Origin of the sequence: Algoriphagus boseongensis (assembly GCF_004362805.1) — a bacterium.
GTDB classification, from domain to species: Bacteria; Bacteroidota; Bacteroidia; order Cytophagales; family Cyclobacteriaceae; genus Algoriphagus; species Algoriphagus boseongensis.
Genome location: NZ_SNYF01000006.1, coordinates 475,246 through 494,240 on the forward strand (window position 1 = coordinate 475,246; position 18,995 = coordinate 494,240).

At 42.3% G+C, this 18,995-nt stretch carries 19 protein-coding genes; 13 read left to right on the top strand and 6 right to left on the bottom strand.

Annotated elements, in window-relative coordinates; all coding sequences use genetic code 11:
• A complete protein-coding gene (locus DFQ04_RS09675) occupies positions 1-321 on the bottom strand; it encodes a Rieske (2Fe-2S) protein (RefSeq protein WP_133555234.1) in 321 nt (106 codons plus the stop codon).
• A gap of 104 nt (positions 322-425) precedes the next feature.
• On the opposite strand from DFQ04_RS09675, the gene DFQ04_RS09680 reads away from it, so the two are divergent.
• Complete coding sequence (locus DFQ04_RS09680; protein ID WP_133555236.1) at positions 426-1,169, top strand: hypothetical protein; 744 nt, start codon at positions 426-428, stop codon at positions 1,167-1,169.
• 46 nt (positions 1,170-1,215) lie between these two features.
• Here DFQ04_RS09680 and DFQ04_RS09685 read toward each other — a convergent pair whose 3' ends face one another.
• Positions 1,216-2,550, bottom strand: coding sequence for an amidohydrolase family protein (locus tag DFQ04_RS09685; protein ID WP_133555238.1), 1,335 nt, complete (start codon positions 2,548-2,550; stop codon positions 1,216-1,218).
• Between the two features lie 89 nt (positions 2,551-2,639).
• Between DFQ04_RS09685 and DFQ04_RS09690 the strand changes: the two genes are divergently transcribed.
• The 5 genes from DFQ04_RS09690 (at position 2,640) to DFQ04_RS09710 (ending at position 9,512) form a co-directional block, all read left to right on the top strand.
• Positions 2,640-3,350, top strand: a complete 711-nt coding sequence (locus DFQ04_RS09690) for an SAM-dependent methyltransferase (protein WP_133555240.1) — start codon at positions 2,640-2,642, stop codon at positions 3,348-3,350.
• Positions 3,351-3,353: 3 nt separating this feature from the next.
• Positions 3,354-4,424 (top strand): dipeptidase, encoded by a 1,071-nt coding sequence (locus DFQ04_RS09695; RefSeq protein WP_133555242.1) that lies wholly within the window; start codon positions 3,354-3,356, stop codon positions 4,422-4,424.
• Positions 4,425-4,515: 91 nt separating this feature from the next.
• Positions 4,516-5,844: a hypothetical protein gene (locus DFQ04_RS09700; protein WP_133555244.1), complete on the top strand. Its 1,329-nt coding sequence runs from the start codon at positions 4,516-4,518 to the stop codon at positions 5,842-5,844.
• A gap of 204 nt (positions 5,845-6,048) precedes the next feature.
• Positions 6,049-7,530 (top strand): MFS transporter, encoded by a 1,482-nt coding sequence (locus DFQ04_RS09705; protein ID WP_133555246.1) that lies wholly within the window; start codon positions 6,049-6,051, stop codon positions 7,528-7,530.
• Between the two features lie 26 nt (positions 7,531-7,556).
• Complete coding sequence (locus DFQ04_RS09710; protein WP_133555248.1) at positions 7,557-9,512, top strand: alpha-amylase family glycosyl hydrolase; 1,956 nt, start codon at positions 7,557-7,559, stop codon at positions 9,510-9,512.
• A 5-nt stretch (positions 9,513-9,517) separates the two neighbouring features.
• Here the strand turns inward: DFQ04_RS09710 and DFQ04_RS09715 are convergent, their stop codons facing one another.
• Positions 9,518-10,543: a LacI family DNA-binding transcriptional regulator gene (locus tag DFQ04_RS09715; protein WP_133555250.1), complete on the bottom strand. Its 1,026-nt coding sequence runs from the start codon at positions 10,541-10,543 to the stop codon at positions 9,518-9,520.
• A gap of 158 nt (positions 10,544-10,701) precedes the next feature.
• Between DFQ04_RS09715 and DFQ04_RS09720 the strand changes: the two genes are divergently transcribed.
• From DFQ04_RS09720 to DFQ04_RS09745, 6 genes are all read left to right on the top strand, one after another.
• Positions 10,702-11,409 carry an orotidine 5'-phosphate decarboxylase / HUMPS family protein gene (locus DFQ04_RS09720; RefSeq protein WP_133555252.1) on the top strand — a complete coding sequence of 236 codons (708 nt, stop codon included), beginning with the start codon at positions 10,702-10,704 and terminating at the stop codon, positions 11,407-11,409.
• Between the two features lie 3 nt (positions 11,410-11,412).
• Positions 11,413-12,456, top strand: a complete 1,044-nt coding sequence (locus DFQ04_RS09725; protein WP_133555254.1) for a zinc-binding dehydrogenase — start codon at positions 11,413-11,415, stop codon at positions 12,454-12,456.
• 10 nt (positions 12,457-12,466) lie between these two features.
• Positions 12,467-13,066 (top strand): hypothetical protein, encoded by a 600-nt coding sequence (locus tag DFQ04_RS09730; protein ID WP_133555256.1) that lies wholly within the window; start codon positions 12,467-12,469, stop codon positions 13,064-13,066.
• Between the two features lie 19 nt (positions 13,067-13,085).
• Positions 13,086-13,877 carry an SDR family NAD(P)-dependent oxidoreductase gene (locus tag DFQ04_RS09735; RefSeq protein ID WP_133555258.1) on the top strand — a complete coding sequence of 264 codons (792 nt, stop codon included), beginning with the start codon at positions 13,086-13,088 and terminating at the stop codon, positions 13,875-13,877.
• A 5-nt stretch (positions 13,878-13,882) separates the two neighbouring features.
• Positions 13,883-14,770, top strand: a complete 888-nt coding sequence (locus DFQ04_RS09740) for a sugar phosphate isomerase/epimerase family protein (RefSeq protein WP_133555260.1) — start codon at positions 13,883-13,885, stop codon at positions 14,768-14,770.
• A gap of 140 nt (positions 14,771-14,910) precedes the next feature.
• Positions 14,911-15,774 carry an SMP-30/gluconolactonase/LRE family protein gene (locus DFQ04_RS09745; RefSeq protein WP_166637298.1) on the top strand — a complete coding sequence of 288 codons (864 nt, stop codon included), beginning with the start codon at positions 14,911-14,913 and terminating at the stop codon, positions 15,772-15,774.
• A gap of 307 nt (positions 15,775-16,081) precedes the next feature.
• On the opposite strand, the gene pheS is transcribed toward DFQ04_RS09745, so the two are convergent.
• Positions 16,082-17,110, bottom strand: coding sequence for a phenylalanine--tRNA ligase subunit alpha (gene pheS / locus DFQ04_RS09750; protein ID WP_133555264.1), 1,029 nt, complete (start codon positions 17,108-17,110; stop codon positions 16,082-16,084).
• Positions 17,111-17,280: 170 nt separating this feature from the next.
• Here pheS and DFQ04_RS09755 point away from each other — a divergent pair, with 170 nt between their 5' ends.
• The gene (locus tag DFQ04_RS09755; RefSeq protein ID WP_133555266.1) at positions 17,281-17,841 is read left to right on the top strand and encodes a fasciclin domain-containing protein; all 561 of its coding nucleotides are present in this window, start codon (positions 17,281-17,283) and stop codon (positions 17,839-17,841) included.
• Positions 17,842-17,906: 65 nt separating this feature from the next.
• Here the strand turns inward: DFQ04_RS09755 and DFQ04_RS09760 are convergent, their stop codons facing one another.
• Positions 17,907-18,479 carry a hypothetical protein gene (locus tag DFQ04_RS09760; RefSeq protein ID WP_133555268.1) on the bottom strand — a complete coding sequence of 191 codons (573 nt, stop codon included), beginning with the start codon at positions 18,477-18,479 and terminating at the stop codon, positions 17,907-17,909.
• 74 nt (positions 18,480-18,553) lie between these two features.
• Positions 18,554-18,808, bottom strand: coding sequence for a hypothetical protein (locus tag DFQ04_RS09765; RefSeq protein WP_133555270.1), 255 nt, complete (start codon positions 18,806-18,808; stop codon positions 18,554-18,556).
• Positions 18,809-18,995: the final 187 nt, after the last annotated feature.

The following is an 18,995-nucleotide window of genomic DNA, read 5'->3' on the forward strand; positions in this document are numbered from 1 at the left end:
TTAAATCTGGATTTCTAATCCTCCTTCTCCAAGGATACAAGAGTAGGTTTCTAAATCTCTACATCCTCCAGCCATGGGCCGGCCTGATTTTAAATTGAATCGGTATTCGTGGAGTGGGCAAATCAATTCTCCGGAAGAATTGGGATAGGCATTCAGTAAAGAAGCTCCTCTGTGGGGGCAAAAGGGTTCAAAACCGAAAACTTCTTCTCCAAGCCGGAGGACGGCAATCTCCTTTTCTCCCAGCTTTACTTTCTTGACTCTGCCATTTGGCAGCAGGTTCAATGCCTCTTCTTTTGAATTTCCTAGAGTATATTTTTTCATCGATTTCTTTACTTCTCTCACCATAAATGTCCGAAAATCACTAAATCGTTGGAAATCTAAGTTTTGTTGGAGAATTTCAATCACTATTTATCAATCTCTTAGCCATGAAAAAATTTCTCTTTCTTCCCTTTTTATTTCTAGTTGGATTGGTATCTGGGCAAAGCCTAGAAGGAGCATGGAAGCTTCTTAGCCAAAATGGAAAGGCTGTCACAGATCAAGAGTACATCAAAATCTATCAGGATGACTACTTCGCCTTTGGGGTGAAAAATGTCGCGGATAATGCCTTCATCGGTGCAGGCGGTGGCCCTTACAAATATGAGGATGGGAGATACTCTGAGACTTTGGATTTTTTCACTCTCAATCCTTTGCAAATCGGGACCACCACCCCTTTTAAAATTGATCTCTCAGGAAATAAACTAACTCTCTCAGCAGATACCAATAATGGAATGCTCGTAGAGGTTTGGGAAAGAATTTCCGAAGCAAAAGATGACTTGACAGGAAACTGGGTAATCACCGGAAGAAAAAGAGATGATCAGATTTCCCGATCTACTCCTGGAGCCCGAAGAACCATCAAAATTCTCAGCGGGGGACGATTCCAATGGGTTGCCTTCAATTCGGAAACCAAGGAATTCTCCGGGACTGGAGGTGGAACCTACACAGCCAAAGACGGAAAATATACCGAAAACATCACCTTTTTCTCCCGGGATAACAATCGTGTCGGTGCAAGCCTAGGATTCGACTTTCAGGTGATCGATGGAGAATGGCATCACAGCGGATTGAGCTCTACTGGAAGTCCCATCTATGAAATCTGGACTCCCTATGCTATAGGCTATAAACCTACCAAGTAGTTAGAGTCAAAACAAAATGGCCTCCAGATAATTCTGGAGGCCATTTTTATTTTACTCTTTTACCATGTTTGATCACCATATCTACATCCTGAAGTAGGTTGATATACCTGATCACATCACCCCTGACGGCAATAATATCTGCATATTTTCCTTCCGAAATGGTACCATAATCTTTATCCACTTTCATGGCCACAGCAGGCCAATAAGTGGCTGCTTTGATGGTCAATAATGGATCCATCCCAAATTGATTCACCCAGACATCCAATTCATTCCAAGTGCTTTGGCTATGGAATTTCATGGGAATACCACTGTCTGTTCCTACCAGCATCACAACTCCACTTTCTTTTAGCTGGGCAAATTTGCGTGTAAGGGTAGGTTTTCTCACAGGAGTCAGCTGAAAATAGGACATTCTTCCCGGATATCTCAAGGATGCTCTGATATCTCTAATAATTGAATCAGGCAATCCTAAATGCCATGAAGGATCATCCAGCTTTTCTGGATTGTCCCGGACATATTCATAGTTCCAAAGTCCTTCAACTGTAGGGGTCCAAAAAAGAGGGCCAATATTCATTTTTGCGGAGCGCTCTTTAAGCATTTGCATAATATCCGCCGGATATTCCGGTGCCGAGCTTAAGCCGGTATGCTCAAAGTTGTCCACACCGATTTGAATACCAACCCGGATCTCATCCGGTCTGTGCGAATGTCCAACCACCATTTTTCCATACTTATGCGCTTCATCCACTACAGCTTTAGCCTCCTCCAAAGTCATTTGATCCTGATCGATTAGTTTGATGACATCAACACCGGCATCAATGAGTTTTTTGACTTTCGCTCTGGCATCAGCAGCTCCATTGACTCCCCAACGAAAAGCCTCTGTTCCAGGGTAAGGCACTTTTTGAATAAAAGGACCTGAAACATATATGGTCGGACCGGGGATTTCTCCCCTGTTTATTTTTTCTCTCACATTTATACTAGGCTCTAATGGAGCGCCCAAATCCCTTGCACTCGTGACTCCAGCCATTAATAATTGATGAGCAGATGAAGGCATAATGACCGACTCCAAAACATCCAAATAAGTAGTGTCCCAATGCGTATAGTCGCTGTGTCCATTGAGCATCAAGTGGACGTGCATGTCCCAAAGGCCGGGCAAAACGCTCATTCCTTCAGTAGAAATAACTTCAGCATTGGATGGAATTTCAAGACTTCCAACTTGGCCAACAGCCTTGATCCGCTCATTTTCAATGATAATCACTGAATTTCTTATGGGTGTCCCTCCAAATCCATCGATCAGAGTTCCTCCGACGAGGGCTTTGAGATTTTGGGAATAAATGGAATTGGAAAGGAGTAGGAAAATTCCGAAAAGTCTGATTTTTAGATTCATGCTTGGTAGGGTGTTTTTGATACAATAATAAAAGGTAATGAATTTGGGCTTTAAATTTTAACTTTCGGACCCAATCCAAATTTTCAAAAATGCCCAAAGGAAAACTTTTCTTGATCCCCAATGTCCTGGCGGAAAATACCGCTCACTGGGTGATTTCTCCTCAAGTTCAGGAGGTAATTGCTCACACTAAGATTTTTCTGGTCGAAAATCCCCGCTCTGCAAGAAGGTATATTTCCAGTCTGAAATTGGGAGTTAACTTGGAAGAGGTGCATATGGAGGTTTTGGATAAGTCCACTCCTCCAGAATCAATCAATCGTCTCATGCAGCCCATCATGAATGGAGCGGATATAGGCGTTATTTCGGAGGCGGGATGTCCGGGGATTGCCGATCCCGGTGCTCTGGCTGTGGCCTATGCCCATCAAAAAGGGATTCAGGTAATTCCTATTTCGGGTCCTAGCTCCATGTTTTTGGCACTGATGGGTTCAGGATTCAGTGGACAGTCCTTTGCCTTTCATGGGTATTTGCCGATAGATAAGAAAGAAAGAAGTCTTGCTTTAAAAAAGTTGGAGGTAGAATCGCTAAAGGAAAAAAGAGCCCAGATTTTTATGGAAACCCCCTTTCGAAACAATCAGCTTTTGGAAGATGTCCTAAATTCCTTAGCTCCTCAGACTAAACTTTGCATTGCCAAAAATCTAACTGCGGCCGATGAGCTGATCAAGACTTTGACTATTTCAGATTGGCAGAAAACCCCCATTGATCTCCATAAATTTCCTACAGTTTTTATCATCCAAGCCTTCTAAGCCATGTTTACAATTGACGCACATTTGGATTTGAGCATGAATGCTCTGGAATGGAATCGGGATTTGAAAAAGCCAGTTTCAGAAATCAATTCCAGAGAAAAAGGCCTGACTGATAAGCCAGACAGAGGGAATGCCACAGTCTCCCTTCCTGAATTGAGAAAAGGTGAAGTTGGCTTGGTAGTGGCTACACAGATCGCAAGATATGTCGCACAGGATAATCCACTTCCAGGCTGGAACTCGCCCGAACAAGCCTGGGCTCAAACCCAGGGTCAATTGGCTTGGTATCAGGCCATGGTTGCGCAGGGAGAAATGACCCAAATCAGAAACTTAGCCGAATTGGAATCCCATGTGGCTTTATGGAAAAATGAAACTGATAATTCCCAAAAGCCCATTGGTTTCATTCTTTCCTTGGAAGGTGCCGACTCTATCGTGAATCTAGATTATTTAGAAAAAGCTTATGAAAGCGGACTTCGAGCTCTTGGACCAGCCCATTACGGTCCGGGTCGTTATGCATTTGGGACGGATTCATCAGCTCCTTTATCTATTCAAGGAAAGGAACTGGTAAAGAAAATGGACGAGCTCGGGATCATCTTGGATGCTACTCATTTATGCGACTTGGCTTTTTGGGATGCCTTGGAGATTTACCAAGGTCCGGTTTGGGCAAGTCATAATAACTGCCGCGCCTTAGTCGACCACAATAGGCAATTTTCAGATGAAATGATCAAAGCGCTAATTGATCGTGGAGCTGTGATTGGTGGAGCCTTCGATGCTTGGATGTTAAGCCCGGGTTGGGTGAGAGGAAAGTCTACTCCAAAAGAAAGAAATGTGACTATTTCGACCGTCCTGGATCATTTGGATCATATTTGTCAAATTGCTGGAAATGCAAACCATATCGGTATCGGTTCGGATTTGGATGGAGCATTTGGGACTGAGCAATGCCCTTCAGACCTAGAAACTATTGCTGACCTCAAAAAAATCCCAGCTTTGCTTCAGGATAGAGGCTATTCTGAAGAGGATATTGAAAAAGTCATGCATAAAAATTGGCTGAGATTCCTGAGAAATGCATGGAGCTAATATTTGGTTTGATTCCAAAATCCCCGAATTCAATTTGGATAAATAAGTCTAATTGAATTATTTGCAAGGAGTATACCACCCACCTGATTATATGAAATTCAAAAATTTACTAGTTGTTGCTTTATTTCTTTTTAGCTCATTTTCCAGTTTCTCCCAAAAAATCCAATTAACAGCGAATCACAGTGATGCAAAATTCATTTTGCTGAATGATTACGATGATTCCGAAAAACAGGAATTAGGTACGGGCTCTGTCGAATTAAAGCTAGAAAAAGACTCCAAAAACCGGGTTAAAATTGTTAAGCCAGGTTACCAAGCGGTAATTAAAGAATATAACAAAGACCTCAAATGGGATAAGGAGCAGCGAATCACTATTGATACCCGTCAAGTAGATATTACTGCGGAACCTTTTGATGCAGAAATCTTTGTAGATGGTAGATTGATTGGAACCAAAGCAATTTTTCTCTACATCGCTAAGGATAGATTCCTTACCGTGGAGGTGAAAAAACCTGGATTTGCTACTGTTTCCAAGGTTTATTATAACCAACCGGATAAGGAAACACCTCCTTTCAAGGATCATTTTACCTTGCGAGACCGACAAGTTCGATTGGAAGTTCAGCCAGCAGATGCTACTGTTAGCACCAACGGAGTTACACTCGGACGGGGAAATCAGGATATAAAAATTCCATTTGGGGATTGTGTAACTACCACGGTAACGAAAGAGGGATTTGTTTCTTTTGAAAAAGTCTATTGCAATAAAGAAGGTGATCCAGAACCTCCAGTTAGAGACAAATCTGTTTTGGAGGATCGTTTGGTAAAAGTCACTACTGCTCCTAATGATGCTTCCATTGAGATTGCAGGAAAAAGAGTTGGAAATGGAAGCTATGATTTAAAAGTTCCAAAAAATTCTTGTGTGGAAATCCGAGTAAGTAAGGATGGATTCATTCGTTATATCAAGAATTATTGTAATCAGGCAAATATGCAGGAGCCTCCTTTAACTGACTTCTTGGAATTGCAAGTAGATGAGGCCTATACTTCTTCTGTTTCTTCTGATTTGGCAAACGTGAGAATCACCGTTCCTGTAAAGGCTGGAATTGCGCCTGAAGAGGCCTGGAAAATCCTAAGCTCAATAATTACAGGGTATTTTGATATTTTGGAAACCGTGGATTATAACACAGGATATTTGACAACTTCTTGGCAAGTTCAAAACTTCCAATCCAGTATCATCCGAACTCGAGTTATTGTCTCTACTGGAGGAAATACTGACCAAATAGCTTATGCTGTTAAGTTGATCAGTCAAGAGGCTTATTTGGATGGGAAAAATCAGGTGACAGTTAAGGATGATGAAAAATTCACCGACTGGGCCAGGATTCTCAAAAAATACGATGGCTTGATTCAGGAAATTCAAGCCCGACTTCAATAAACTTTCCCAAAATCCTAAATATTATCCCCGATGAGTTTTTTTCGGGGATTTTTTTTGAACTTTTTTTCTAAGAAATCAATCGTTTTCCTTGGGGTTTTTGGGGCAAACAACCCTAATGAGGCCTTTTCCTATATTTTTTAACTGACAATTGTTTGTAATTTTTAGGAGTAAAGGCGCTTTTCGCCTCACCCCAAATTAACCCTGATGCAAAAACCCAAATTATCCTTTTCCCAAATTATCAACATGAATGTTGGCTTTTTTGGGATTCAATATAGCTTCGGACTTCAGCAAAGTGCAGTCAATCCCATCTATGACATGCTGGGAGCTGCTCCAGACGAAATTCCGATTTTGAACCTGGCAGGACCCATGACCGGCTTGTTGATTCAGCCGATTATAGGAGCTTTGAGTGATAGTACCTGGAGCCCAAGATTTGGAAGAAGGAAACCTTTCTTCTTTATCGGTGCCTTGCTTTGTAGCATTTGTCTTTTTTTCTACCCATTCAGTAGCTCACTTTGGATGGCGGCTGGCCTTCTTTGGGTTTTGGATGCAGCAAATAATACCGCAATGGAGCCTTACCGGGCCCTGATTGCAGACTCCTTACCGGAAGAGCAGTATGGTCAAGGGTTTTTGACACAAAGCTTTTTCACAGGATTGGGAATTACGCTCGCTAACATTTCCCTTTTCGTATTTCAAATCTTCTTCAAAGGAATGGTGGGTTCCTTGCCTATGTGGGTTTACGCTTCCTTTTTCCTGGGTACAGTTTGCTCGATTACTTCTGTAATGTGGAGTATTTCCAAAACTCCGGAATATCCACCATCGCCCGAAGAACTTGTTGCCTTGAATGAAAGAAATAAGGGTTTACCTCATCCGGCAATTCAGTTTTTCCTATCTATTCTGACCACTCTTATAGCTTATTTGGTGTTTTTCCTCTTGTTGATTCCTTCGATTTTTGATCGGAGAATTATTCGAAAGACCATAAGCTGGGCGGAAAATAATCCTACAGCGAAAGTCATTTTTGCCCAAAATCTGGAAATCATAGAAGCCATCATGCACATGCCAAATGTGATGTGGAAGCTAGCCCTGGTTTATTTATTTCAGTGGTATGCCCTGTTTTGCTACTGGCAAAATGCCGCCAAAAGTATAGCTCTTTCAGTTTGGGATGCCACACCAGCCAGCGATCCGAGTAAGTATGAAGAGGCGGTCGGCTGGACTGGTCTGGTCAATGGTTGGTACAATATCGTGACGTTTATGTCTGCTTTTTTTCTGGTTGGGTTTGCGAAAAAATTTGGACCGAGGACGGTGCATTTTCTTTGTCTGGTTATGGCTGGCTTGGGGCTTTTGGCTTTCCCGATGATAGAAAATAAGTACATGCTGTTTGCTCCAATGACTGGATTTGGGATTGCTTGGGCAAGTATGATGGGCGTTCCTTATCTCTTGGTGGTGAACGAAATTCCAAAAGAACGCTATGGTGTTTACATGGGAATTATCAATATGATGATTGTCATTCCGATGATCTTCCAAACCCTGAGTTTTGGCTTTATTTCCAAAACCTTCCTCGATAACGACGCAGGCAATGCGATAACTTTCGCAGGAGTACTCCTATTGATTGCTGCAGCAGCCACCCTATTGATTAAAGAAAATAAAAAGATCGACCCTGAAACCGTGGTAGTATCCTCAGGACATTGATCTCAAACCTATAAGTAACTATTAGAATGAATTCGGATTCTTTTTTAAAGGACCATATCAACACCCTTTTCGAAAAATCAGGCATCGACCCCCAAAAGGCCGATAAAGGTTTTTCGGAACGATTCCATAAGCATTTACCGATCATCCATCGCTTGTTTGGGGAGATTTATGCCGCTCATCCGGATGGTGAATCTGAGTTTTTGAGGCTATTGGAACTCTTGATTTTTGGATACCTAAGTCGAGAAAAGAGCCTTAGAAAAAGGGATGAAGAAAAAGCCAACAAAGGAATTTGGTTCCTTAGCAATGAATTGGCTGCGATGAGTCTCTATGTGGATCGCTTTGCGGGGAACCTAAAAAATATGCCTGGCAAGCTTTCCCATTTTGAGGAATTAGGGGTGAATTTTCTTCACCTCATGCCTTTGTTTGAAAGTCCGGAAGGAGAAAGTGATGGGGGCTATGCTGTTTCTGATTTCCGAAAGGTGGATTCCAGATTTGGTTTTTTAGAGGATTTGATTGCCTTAAGAAAGAAAATGCATTCCAAAGGGATGTATTTGATGTTGGATATTGTCCTAAATCACACTTCCCACCACCATGAATGGGCCAGAAAGGCAAAGACAGGAGATCCTTATTATCAGAATTTCTTCTATACCTACGACAACCGATGGATTCCCAATGAATTTGAGGAAGCCATGCCGGAAATTTTCCCAGAAAGCGCTCCTGGAAATTTCACTTGGAATGAGGAGATGGGAAAATGGGTCATGACGGTTTTTCATAGATACCAATGGGATTTGAATTACCGAAATCCGGTGGTTTTCCGTGAAATGCTGGACAACATTCTCTTTTATGGAAATCTTGGAGTTGATCTGTTAAGAATTGATGCGCCCGCATTTATTTGGAAGCAAACTGGTACTTCCTGCCAAAATCTTCCCGAAGCGCATACCCTTCTTCAGTTGATCAAGCAATGTGTTCAGGTCTCCACCCCTGGGATGGCACTCTTGGGAGAGGCTATTGTAGCTCCAAAAGAGATCATCAATTATTTCGGAACGGGTGAGTTTATCGCCCAGGAATGTGATTTCGCCTACAATGCTACCCAGATGGCTCTCCAATGGGATATGTTGGCCAGTGGAGAAACTCAGGTGATGCTGAATGCACAGCATGAGATTTTAAAGAAACCATACGGGACCTCCTGGATCACCTATACCCGATGCCATGATGATATTGGTTTGGGTTATGACGATTACATGATTCAGTTGGCAGGAAAAGATCCCTTTCAGCACCGAAAGTTTTTGAAGGAGTATTATTCCTTCTCCGGCGAGCAATGGATGAGTCCAGCCCGAGGCGCCCTCTTTTCTTCAAATCCTAAAACAGGAGATGCACGAATTAGTGGGACTTTGGCTTCTCTTTGTGGCTTGGAAAAGGCCCAAATCGAAGGAAATGAATTTGGAATTAAGCAGAGCATTCAGAAAATTCTTCTGATGCAGGCCCATTCCATTTTTCTTGGAGGTTTGCCTATGCTGTATTATGGAGATGAAGTGGGCTATACCAATGATTACAGCTACCAAAATGATCCTGGGAAAAGCTATGACAACCGCTGGATGCATCGTCCGGTGATTAATTGGGATAAGGTAAAGCGTAAGGATGTTGAGGGTTCGGTAGAATGTGAGATTTTTAAAGGAACTCAATCGCTATTGACCATCAGGAAGAATAATCCGGTTTTTCAGGATTTATCAAACATCTCCTGGATGAGTCCTCATACTATTCACGTGGCAGGATTTGTCCGTCGGATTGGAAATGAGCGAGTTTATTGCCTTTTCAACTTTTCGGATAAAACCGCTTACCTGACTTGGTATGCTTTCAAGGAACAGGGAGAGGGATCGGAAAATCTAAAAGATCTTTGGTCGGGAAAAACCTTTGCCATAGGACCAGATCATGAGCATTTGGTTTTTGAACCTTACCAATTCATGATTTTGGTGGCTGAATAAACCAGTTAAGGTTTCAAAGAAGAATCCCGATACACTAACTCAGTTTTGAGTTCTACGGTGGTATCCTTACCCAGTTCTTGATTTTTAATTAAATCAATGAGAATATCCGTGGCTTTGGATCCCATCAAGTCTCCGTGCTGGTCCACTGAGCTCAAACTTGGCGTGGTATAATCGGAAAGCATCCAATTGCTAAATCCCATCAGACCTACCTGTGCTGGAATTTCATATCCTGAGGATTGAAGAAATTTCATGCTGCCCAAGGCTACCAAATCTGTAATGCAAAAAATCGCATCGGGTGGATTTAGGGAATTCATGAGTTCCTTAGTAAAGTTAAATCCTTCTTTCTCAGAGATGTCAATGCAATTTTTTACCAATTCATCTTTGAATTCAAGGCCATGATCTTCTAAGGCTTTTTTGTACCCAAGGAATCGTTGATGGGCATTTTTCACGTCCATCCTACCGCTTAGGTGAGCGATTTTTCTGTAGCCTTGCCGGATCAGGTGTTTAACCGCATTGTAAGCCCCGTCAAAATCATCCACCACGACTTTGGGAGTTTTGAGATGATCCGTGATTTTATCAAACTGAACCACGGGTTTTCCTTCATCCAAAAAATCTGAGATATGGTCTCCCTCTACAGTTTCATTTGAAATAGAAATCAGTAAGCCATCCACACCCAAACCAAGCATGGTTCGGCAGGCAAAAATTTCCCCTTCTAAAGTATCCCCAGATTGAGCCACCAACACATGATATCCCTGTTTTTTTGCCGTTTCAATTGCTCCACTGATGGTAGTTGAAAAGAAGTGGTGAACAATTTCAGGGACTATCATCCCCAGAATAGAAGTTCGGTTTTTTCTAAAATTGACCGCAAGGGTATTCGGGATGTAATTATGCTTTTCTGCATATTCCTTGACCTGCCGGATTGTCTCATCGGATAGGGAAGGATAGCTGTTGAGTGCTCTCGAAACTGTAGAAGGAGATAGGTTGAGGGCTCGAGCAATGTCTTTGAGCGTGGTTCTGCGTTTATCAGACATGAAGGGCTAATTTGGGTTAGGGAATTTATCTTTTTTTGGGGATAAATCGATTGCTAGGGATGAAAAACCTAAATCCTGTCTAAAGTAAGGATGAATTCAGGGGTAAAAACTTTTATATTTAATCTTATCCTTTTTTGAATTAACAAAACCCAAGCATCATGAAACCTATTGTCCAGATTTCCCTGGATCTCACCAATATTGACGAGGCTCTTGAGACAGCTGCAATGGCTCTCAGAGCCGGAGTGGATTGGCTGGAAGCCGGAACCCCTTTGATTTTAGCGGAAGGGCTACACGGAGTCAGAAAGCTCAGAGAGGCTTTTCCCGGAATACCTATTGTTGCGGATCTTAAAACCATGGATGGGGGATACCTCGAAGCTGAAATGATGGCGAAAGCTGGAGCTACCCATGTGGTGGTGATGGCAAGAGCTCATGCTGAGACCATCAAATGTGTGGTAAAAGCAGGAAAGGATTTTGGAGTAGAGGTGATGGGTGACAATATGGTCTGTCCAGATATGGTGGAGGGTGCAAAATTTTTGGAGGATTTGGGTTGTGACTATGTCATCCACCATATCGGGTACGATGAAAGGAGAGGTATTGCAGCAACGGGTCATCGAATGCCCAGTCCACTGGATCAACTCCGGGAAGTAGTCGCTGCAGTAAATATACCTGTGCAGGCTGTGGGCGGACTTTCCTTGGAGCAGGCGATCCAATGTCCACAGTATGGCGCCCCTTTGGTTGTATTGGGTGCTCCTCTCACTATTGATGCGGATTCATTCAAAACTGCAGATGGAGATTTGGAGTCTTCGCTTCGAATGATATGTGCCGCCATCCATGCCCAAACTCCTGTTTTCCCCACTAAATCCTAAACCATGTCCAGTTCAAAAATTCCTGCAGTTGTCAACTACGCAGAACAAAAATATTCAGTCGAAATACGAGAAATTCCAGTGCCTGAAATCGGTGAAGATGACATTCTATTGGAGGTAGAAAATGTCGGTGTTTGTGGCTCTGATCTTCATCAATGGACTTCAGATCACAGTTGGCAGGTGAATTATCCAGTCGTATTAGGCCATGAATTTGGTGGGAAAATCGCCAAGTTGGGGTCTCGGGTATCTGGTTGGAAAGAGGGTGATCGGGTAGTGTCTGAGACTGCTGCAGTGATCGACTCCCTCAATCCAATGAGTAAGGTTGGCTTATATAATCTGGACCCTACCCGAAAGGGATTTGGCTATGGAGTCAATGGCGCTATGACCAGATTTGTCCGGGTGCCTTCCCGATGCCTCCATACTGTTCCTGAAAATTTATCCTTTGAAGAAGCCTGCTTGACTGAGCCTTGTTGCGTGGCCTTCAATGCCTTGGTCGGCAATTCTCATATCAAGCCTGGAGATCGAGTTGTGGTAATTGGACCAGGAACTATCGGAATTCTTTGCGCAGCTGTGGCGAGACTTTGCGGCGCGGAAGTGGCTATTTTAGGTTTGGAAGCAGATCGGGGTCGATTGGAAATTGCAAAGAAAGCATATGGTTGTGATGCGCTCCTTGGAGAAGATGCTGCCGAGGCTTGGGCAAAGAAAAGAGATGGATTGGGTGCTGATGTGGTAGTAGATGCCGCAGGACATAGCCTTACGCTAAAAATTGCGATGAAACTAGTCCGACCAAACGGGCAAATCACCAAAGTAGGCTGGGGTCCACAACCTTTGAATTTTTCTCTTGATCCTATCGTGCAGAAAAATGTTCGCTTGCAAGGTAGTTTTAGCCACAACTGGCCGATTTGGGAGCGTGTGATTGCCTTGCTTGCCAGTGGGGCTTTGAATGTGAAACCCATTATTGGAGGCGTGTGGCCGATTACAGAATGGCACGAGGCTTTTGAAAAAATGCATTCTGGTCAAGTAGTCAAGTCAGTATTAAAACCTGTTTAATCAGAAAGGTATGCTTTATCAACTACCTCTAAATTTATCCTTGCTCCTAATCCTTCTCGACTTTGGATTAATTGTATCGGTAATCCATTCTTCGAAGTGGGAGAGATGGAGGGCTCTATCTAGGATTGCCACTTTAGTGATTTTTTGCGGATTTTCAGTTTTAAAATTGATAGGGACAAGTCCAACATTTTTAGCCTCATCGCCTAATGAGCTTGTTTTCAAAAGTGATGATGAAATTGGAAAGTTGTATTTCGCCAGGAATGGAGATAATGGGCTTTTTATTTTTTGGGAAGAAAAAATAAATGGAAAAGAAGGTAGACTCACATTTGAAATGGAGGGTATTTACCCCAATAGTCTTTTGATTTTCAAAGAGATCAATCAGAAGTTACTCGAATTTCGGCCTGATTTGGAATTGGATGGTGATACTTGGAAGCCAATCCCAGTGGAGATAAATTATTCCGAATTTCAACCAATCTCGCAAGAGGGAGAATTGGCATTTAAAAGCCATAGGAAAGTAGCTTGGGCTAATTATGCCTCTCAGGCTGTTTCTTTGATGTTTTTGGCATCATTTCTTAGTACTTCCTTCAAGAGACGATCGAAAACCTCTTGATTTCTAAACACAAAAACTTATGCGACTCAAAGACAAAGTCATTATCGTCACCGGAAGTACAACAGGCATTGGAAAAGCCATCGCAAAAAGATGTGTTGAGGAAAGGGCTAAGGTAGTCTTGCATGGCTTGGAAGAGGAGCTTGGCCTGGAAGTCTTGGAAGAAGTCGGAACTGAAAATGGGGTTTTTTGGAATGAGGATATCACTACGGATACCTGTGCCGAAAACTTGGTCAAACTAGCCCTAAAGACTTTTGGAAAACTGGATGCGGTGGTCAACAATGCCGCTTGGGTAATCGCCTCTGACATTCATACCACGGACAAGGAGTTTTTCCAAAAAGTAATGGATATCAATGCCATTTCTCCTTTTCTATTGATCCAGAAGGCCTTGCCCGAATTGATCAAATCCAAGGGATGTGTCCTCAATATCGGCTCGATCAATGCTTGGAGCGGGGAACCCAATCTGCTGGCTTATTCTGTTTCCAAAGGGGCCTTGATGACACTTACAGGAAATCTAGGAGATTCATTGATGAGAGAGTATGGGGTCCGAGTCAATCAGATCAATCCCGGCTGGGTTTTAACTGAAAGAGAACGGGAACGGAAAAAACTCCATGGGCTTTCGGATACCTGGTACGAGGGACTTCCAAAAATTTTCGCACCCTCAGGGAGAATTCTCTGGCCGGAAGAGATTGCCGCAGCCTGTATTTTTTGGCTTTCTGACGAAAGTGGGCCTGTTTCGGGACAGGTGATGACCCTGGAACAGCATCCTATGACTGGTAGAAATCTCCCAAAAGACAGTTCCACTATCCACTAAGCCACATGCCCAAATTAGCCGCATTTCCCAAAGCCTTTATGCAGCAACTCTGCAAGGATGGAAGCATGAAAATCGCCGATTGGGTGAAGCTTGCAGCACCTTTGAAACTGGATGGTTTGGAATGGTATGCAGGTTTTTTGGAAATGAAGGAAGAAAAAAACTGGCCCAAGTTTCGTCGAATGGTGGAGGACGAAGGGATGGTCATCCCAATGATGTGTTGCTCACCTGATTTTACCCACCGAGACAAAGCTTTTCGGGAAAATGAAATCCAAAAGCAAAAGCGTTGGATTGAAATGACCGATGAACTAGGAGGAAAATATTGTCGAGTTCTTTCCGGTCAGTATCGCCCCGAGCTTTCTGTGGAGGAAGGGATTCAATTGGCCAAGGAATGCATTGAGGAATGCCTTCCATATGCCAAAAGCTTAGGAATCACCCTGATCATCGAGAATCATTACAAAGACGATTTCTGGGAATATCCTGAGTTTGCTCAAAAACGGGCCATTTTCACCCAATTGGTCAAGTCCATTCAGCATCCCAACTTTGGAGTAAATTACGATCCAAGTAATGCCTTTTTGGCTGGTGAGGATCCTTTGGATTTGCTATATGATGTGTCCGAAAAAGTACTGACTATGCATGCCAGCGACAGATTCTTAAAATATGGAACGATCGAAGATTTGAGAAAAGTGGAAGGAGGGGCTCAAGGGTATGCAAAAATGCTCAGCCACGGAGAAATCGGCAAAGGGATGAATGACTATGATGCCATTTTCACCGAACTCAAGCGAGTCGGTTTTGATAACTGGATCAGCATCGAGGACGGGGTGGATGGCATGGATCAGTTAGAGCGAAGTGTTGCGTTTTTGAAAAAGAAGATTGGGCAGTATTGGCATGGATGATTTACGAATTCAGATTTACGATTTACGACCTCTTTTCTTCAAGTTGATCTTGTTTTAAGCTGGAATCATAAGTATTCTATTAGTTTTCAAATCTTTCAATTTTCCAATATTTCAATCCAAGCAACGTGAAAAGCACCCTCATGAAATCTATCCCTAGTCGATGTTTTTTGGGCGAAGGTCCGCTGTGGATTGCCAAGCTCGGCTGTTTTTTCTGGGTAGATATCGAAAAAGGCAATTTGCATCGTTTCCATTTAGCTTCTGAACAGTTGGAAATCCGGCATTTTCCACATCGTCTGGCGGTGGTTTTGGAGGGACAAAACGGAAAGTTGATTCTGGGACTTGATCGCAAACTTGCTAGATATGATTGGGATACCCAGGAGTTGGAATGGTTGGTCGAGATAGAGTCTGATTTTCCAAATCATCGATTCAATGACGGGAAGGTAGATGCAAAAGGGAGAATTTGGATAGGAACTTTGGCCTTAGATTTTGCTGAGAGGGCGGGTTCTCTTTACCGAATTGATAGAGATTTGATTCCTCAAAAAATGCTTTCGTACTTGACCATTTCCAACGGGATGGCCTGGGCCGAATACAAAAAGACTTTTTACCTTATAGATACGCCTACCAAGAAGATTCAGGAGTTTGCCTTTGATCTCGAAACAGGAGCCATTGAATTCCGGAGAATTGCGGTGGAGATTCCCGAGGGCTTAGGCTTTCCTGATGGAATGTGCACGGACAGGGAAGGCATGCTTTGGGTTGCGCATTATGGAGGTTCAGGTGTTTATCGCTGGAATCCAAAGTCCGGGGAATTGCTTCAAAAAATTGACCTTCCTGTTCCGCATGTTACTTCCTGTTGCTTTGGGGGAGAAAACCTGAATGTGATGCTGATCACTACCGCCCAAGAGAATCTTTCTTCGGAAGATCTGGAAAAGTATCCCCAGAGCGGAGATGTGTTTTTGGTTGAATTGGAAGTGGGGGGATTGGAGTCTTTTCAGGCAGGCTTTTGAGTTTTTCTTACAGATGTCTCAGATTTCCACAGATAGAAAAATTAAAGATCTGTGGTCATCCGTGCTATCTGTGAGAGAATAAAAAATCAACCTGATGAATAGTTCTTACAGATGTCTCAGAATCCCACAGATAAAAAGAATTGATCTGTGGTCATCCGTGGTATCTGTGAGAGAAAAAAACAACCTGATGAATAGTTCTCACAGATGACCCAGATTCCCACAGATGAAAAAGTAAAAATCTGTATTTATCCTTTTAATCTGTGAGCAATAAAAAAAGCCAATCTTTCGACTGGCTTTTTGAGTTTTTCTATAACATGGGCCTAAACTGCCTCAGGAACCTCACATCATTCTCCGTGAAGAGTCGCAAATCCTTGATCTGATATTTCAGCATCGCAATTCGTTCGATACCCATCCCGAAGGCAAATCCTGTATATTCTTTGGAATCAATTCCGCAGTTTTCCAACACATTCGGGTCCACCATTCCTGATCCTCCGATTTCCACCCAACCACTTCCTTTACACACGTTGCAGCCTTTTCCTCCACAGATTAAGCAAGAGATATCAATCTCAGCGCTTGGCTCTGTAAAAGGGAAGAAAGAAGGTCTGAATCGTACTTTGGTTTCCTTGCCAAACATCTCCTTGGCAAAGTGATATAGGGTATTTTTTAAGTCAGCAAAGCCGACATTTTTATCTACATACAAACCTTCCACCTGATGGAAGATGCAATGCGCCCGAGCCGAAATCGCTTCATTTCTATACACACGTCCCGGAGATAAGGTACGGATCGGAGGTTTTTGATTTTCCATCACGCGCACCTGAACAGAGGAAGTATGCGTCCTCAGAGCGATATCAGGATTCTTTTCGATGAAAAAGGTATCCTGCATTTCCCGGGCCGGATGGTTTTCAGGAAAATTCAATGCCGTAAAGTTATGCCAGTCGTCTTCGATTTCCGGTCCTTCGGACAAGTTGAAACCAATTCGTTCGAAGATTTCAATGATTCGCTGGCGAGTGGCGGTTAGGGGATGAATTCCTCCCAAAGCATGATTAGAAGGGGGTAAAGTCAAATCCAGATCAGCAGACTTTCCCTTTTTCTTGGAAGAATTTACCTTTTCGATCAGTTCCTGAAATTTGGCCTCAGCCAGTTGCTTGACCCCATTGATCAATTGACCGTAGGCACGCTTTTCTTCATTGGGGATTTGTCCCATTGCGGCAAAAAGCTCACCCACCACACTTTTTTTGGAAATGTATTCCATACGGTAGGCCTCCAGTTCATCCGGAGTATTTGCATCAGCAGCGGCAATGGCGGCTTTGATCGCCTCAATTCTTTCCTGACTCATAGGTTGATTTTAGATCAAGTCACAAAGCTAAGGGTTTTGCTCTTTTTTGAGCAAAACTCCGGGGAGAACTCCCTTTTTAAAAAAATCAGATTTTTTCAATCCAGCTCAATCCAAACTCAAAGACCACCTCGTAAGTGAGTCAAACAACAAAACCAAAAACTCCAAAAATCATGAAAAATTTATTTAAAGTCGCTCTTGTAGCCTTCGCCTTTTTGTCAGCTAGTCTGGCTTTTGCTCAAATGGAAAGAACTGTAGAAGTCGGTGGTGCTCCCATGTATCCTTCCAAAAACATTGTGGAAAACGCGGTGAACTCTGCCGATCATACCACCTTGGTAGCAGCAGTAAAGGCAGCTGGATTGGTAGAGACACTTCAGGGAAAAGGTCCTTTCACCGTTTTTGCTCCGGATAATGCAGCTTTCGGAAAACTTCCAAAAGGAACAGTGGAAACCCTTTTGAAGCCTGAGAACAAAGGCCAATTGACTGCGGTATTGACCTACCATGTGGTATCTGGGAAAATGGGTTCCAAAGAAATCGCCGATGCGATCAAGAAAGGAAACGGTAAAGCCACTTTGACTACGGTGCAAGGCGGAAAGCTTACCGCATGGATGAAGGGGAAAGACCTGTACATCACCGACGAAAACGGGGGACAGTCTAAAGTGACTATTGCCGATGTTTGGCAGTCCAATGGAGTGATCCACTCGGTAGATACAGTGGTGCTTCCGAAGATGTAAAGGAAATTAGCAAACTAAAGAAAAAGCCGCCTGGATTTAATCCAAGCGGCTTTTTTGCTCCATTTTTAATCATGAAATTCTAATTCTTTTCGAATAATTTCCTTCCAAATGCTCCCATTCCATTCATAAAGAATTCCTTTTAGAGGGGCAAGAAGGGCATTGTTACTGTTTGATCTTATCAAAATAAATCCTAAGGTTCTTTTTCTTCCACTTAAAATTATCGGATTTGAAACCATAATAGTGTAAAACCTTTTTGAATCTGATGGGAATTTTCGGACAACATTTAATCCACATTCATTAGGCAATCGATAGGATTTTTGATTAAGTATTTGATTAGTAAGATTGATGTAATCAATAGGGCTGCCGATAAAATCAGACAAATTTTTTGACTCCAAATTTCCATTTAATATCAAAGGGAAAAAGATAGATTCCAGCGCTTCTCCATTTTCAATTTCAGTTGAAATAGGGAAGGATTGTCTATAAATTTTATATTTGCTTGAGTCAATCAAACTGCAAGTTTTAATTAATAACTCCTCATGTTCTTGACCATAGCATTCAATAAAATTAATTAGAATCAGCATCGCTGATAGTATAAGAACATTTTTGACTTTTATAATTTGAGATTTGTAGGATTTCATTTCTAGATTTTAGCAAAGTCAATTAGCCTTAAAATTGAATTTCTTTTAAAAAAAGTTGATCCATATTCAATGATTTACTTCTCGACTTGGTCCTTAAGAACCCAAAAAGTTACCCCGCTTGCAATAGCAATTCCTAGAAATTGATAAATCACATTTTTACTGGATGAAATCAGGCCAATGATCGGAAATACAAATCCAAACACATAGGTATATCCTAAGGCTAATGTCATATATATCAAAGCATATTTGGGCTTTCTGTCCCATTCAGGCTTTAAATAGTGAACCAAGTAATGGATGCAATAGTATCCAAACGTAGTGGGACTTAACATAAAGAAAATATAAAAAGCACCGTAAAGCCCTCCTATACTTAGCTTATCTAAAGCAAATAAATTGAAAAAAAAGCTGGTTGCTACACTGAAGATCAGGTTGCAAAAAAGAAATACACTGAAAAATTTCACTATTTCCAATACAATGGAAAGGATCTTTTGAAGGACTTTTTTGATTGTTTTTTGCTTT

Excerpts from the sequence above, each read along its gene's own strand:
- DFQ04_RS09675 (WP_133555234.1), bottom strand. The coding sequence starts at position 321 with ATGAAAAAATATACTCTAGGAAATTCAAAAGAAGAGGCATTGAACCTG.
- DFQ04_RS09680 (WP_133555236.1), top strand. The coding sequence starts at position 426 with ATGAAAAAATTTCTCTTTCTTCCCTTTTTATTTCTAGTTGGATTGGTA.
- DFQ04_RS09685 (WP_133555238.1), bottom strand. The coding sequence starts at position 2,550 with ATGAATCTAAAAATCAGACTTTTCGGAATTTTCCTACTCCTTTCCAAT.
- DFQ04_RS09690 (WP_133555240.1), top strand. The coding sequence starts at position 2,640 with ATGCCCAAAGGAAAACTTTTCTTGATCCCCAATGTCCTGGCGGAAAAT.
- DFQ04_RS09695 (WP_133555242.1), top strand. The coding sequence starts at position 3,354 with ATGTTTACAATTGACGCACATTTGGATTTGAGCATGAATGCTCTGGAA.
- DFQ04_RS09700 (WP_133555244.1), top strand. The coding sequence starts at position 4,516 with ATGAAATTCAAAAATTTACTAGTTGTTGCTTTATTTCTTTTTAGCTCA.
- DFQ04_RS09705 (WP_133555246.1), top strand. The coding sequence starts at position 6,049 with ATGCAAAAACCCAAATTATCCTTTTCCCAAATTATCAACATGAATGTT.
- DFQ04_RS09710 (WP_133555248.1), top strand. The coding sequence starts at position 7,557 with ATGAATTCGGATTCTTTTTTAAAGGACCATATCAACACCCTTTTCGAA.
- DFQ04_RS09715 (WP_133555250.1), bottom strand. The coding sequence starts at position 10,543 with ATGTCTGATAAACGCAGAACCACGCTCAAAGACATTGCTCGAGCCCTC.
- DFQ04_RS09720 (WP_133555252.1), top strand. The coding sequence starts at position 10,702 with ATGAAACCTATTGTCCAGATTTCCCTGGATCTCACCAATATTGACGAG.
- DFQ04_RS09725 (WP_133555254.1), top strand. The coding sequence starts at position 11,413 with ATGTCCAGTTCAAAAATTCCTGCAGTTGTCAACTACGCAGAACAAAAA.
- DFQ04_RS09730 (WP_133555256.1), top strand. The coding sequence starts at position 12,467 with ATGCTTTATCAACTACCTCTAAATTTATCCTTGCTCCTAATCCTTCTC.
- DFQ04_RS09735 (WP_133555258.1), top strand. The coding sequence starts at position 13,086 with ATGCGACTCAAAGACAAAGTCATTATCGTCACCGGAAGTACAACAGGC.
- DFQ04_RS09740 (WP_133555260.1), top strand. The coding sequence starts at position 13,883 with ATGCCCAAATTAGCCGCATTTCCCAAAGCCTTTATGCAGCAACTCTGC.
- DFQ04_RS09745 (WP_166637298.1), top strand. The coding sequence starts at position 14,911 with ATGAAATCTATCCCTAGTCGATGTTTTTTGGGCGAAGGTCCGCTGTGG.
- pheS (WP_133555264.1), bottom strand. The coding sequence starts at position 17,110 with ATGAGTCAGGAAAGAATTGAGGCGATCAAAGCCGCCATTGCCGCTGCT.
- DFQ04_RS09755 (WP_133555266.1), top strand. The coding sequence starts at position 17,281 with ATGAAAAATTTATTTAAAGTCGCTCTTGTAGCCTTCGCCTTTTTGTCA.
- DFQ04_RS09760 (WP_133555268.1), bottom strand. The coding sequence starts at position 18,479 with ATGAAATCCTACAAATCTCAAATTATAAAAGTCAAAAATGTTCTTATA.
- DFQ04_RS09765 (WP_133555270.1), bottom strand. The coding sequence starts at position 18,808 with ATGTTAAGTCCCACTACGTTTGGATACTATTGCATCCATTACTTGGTT.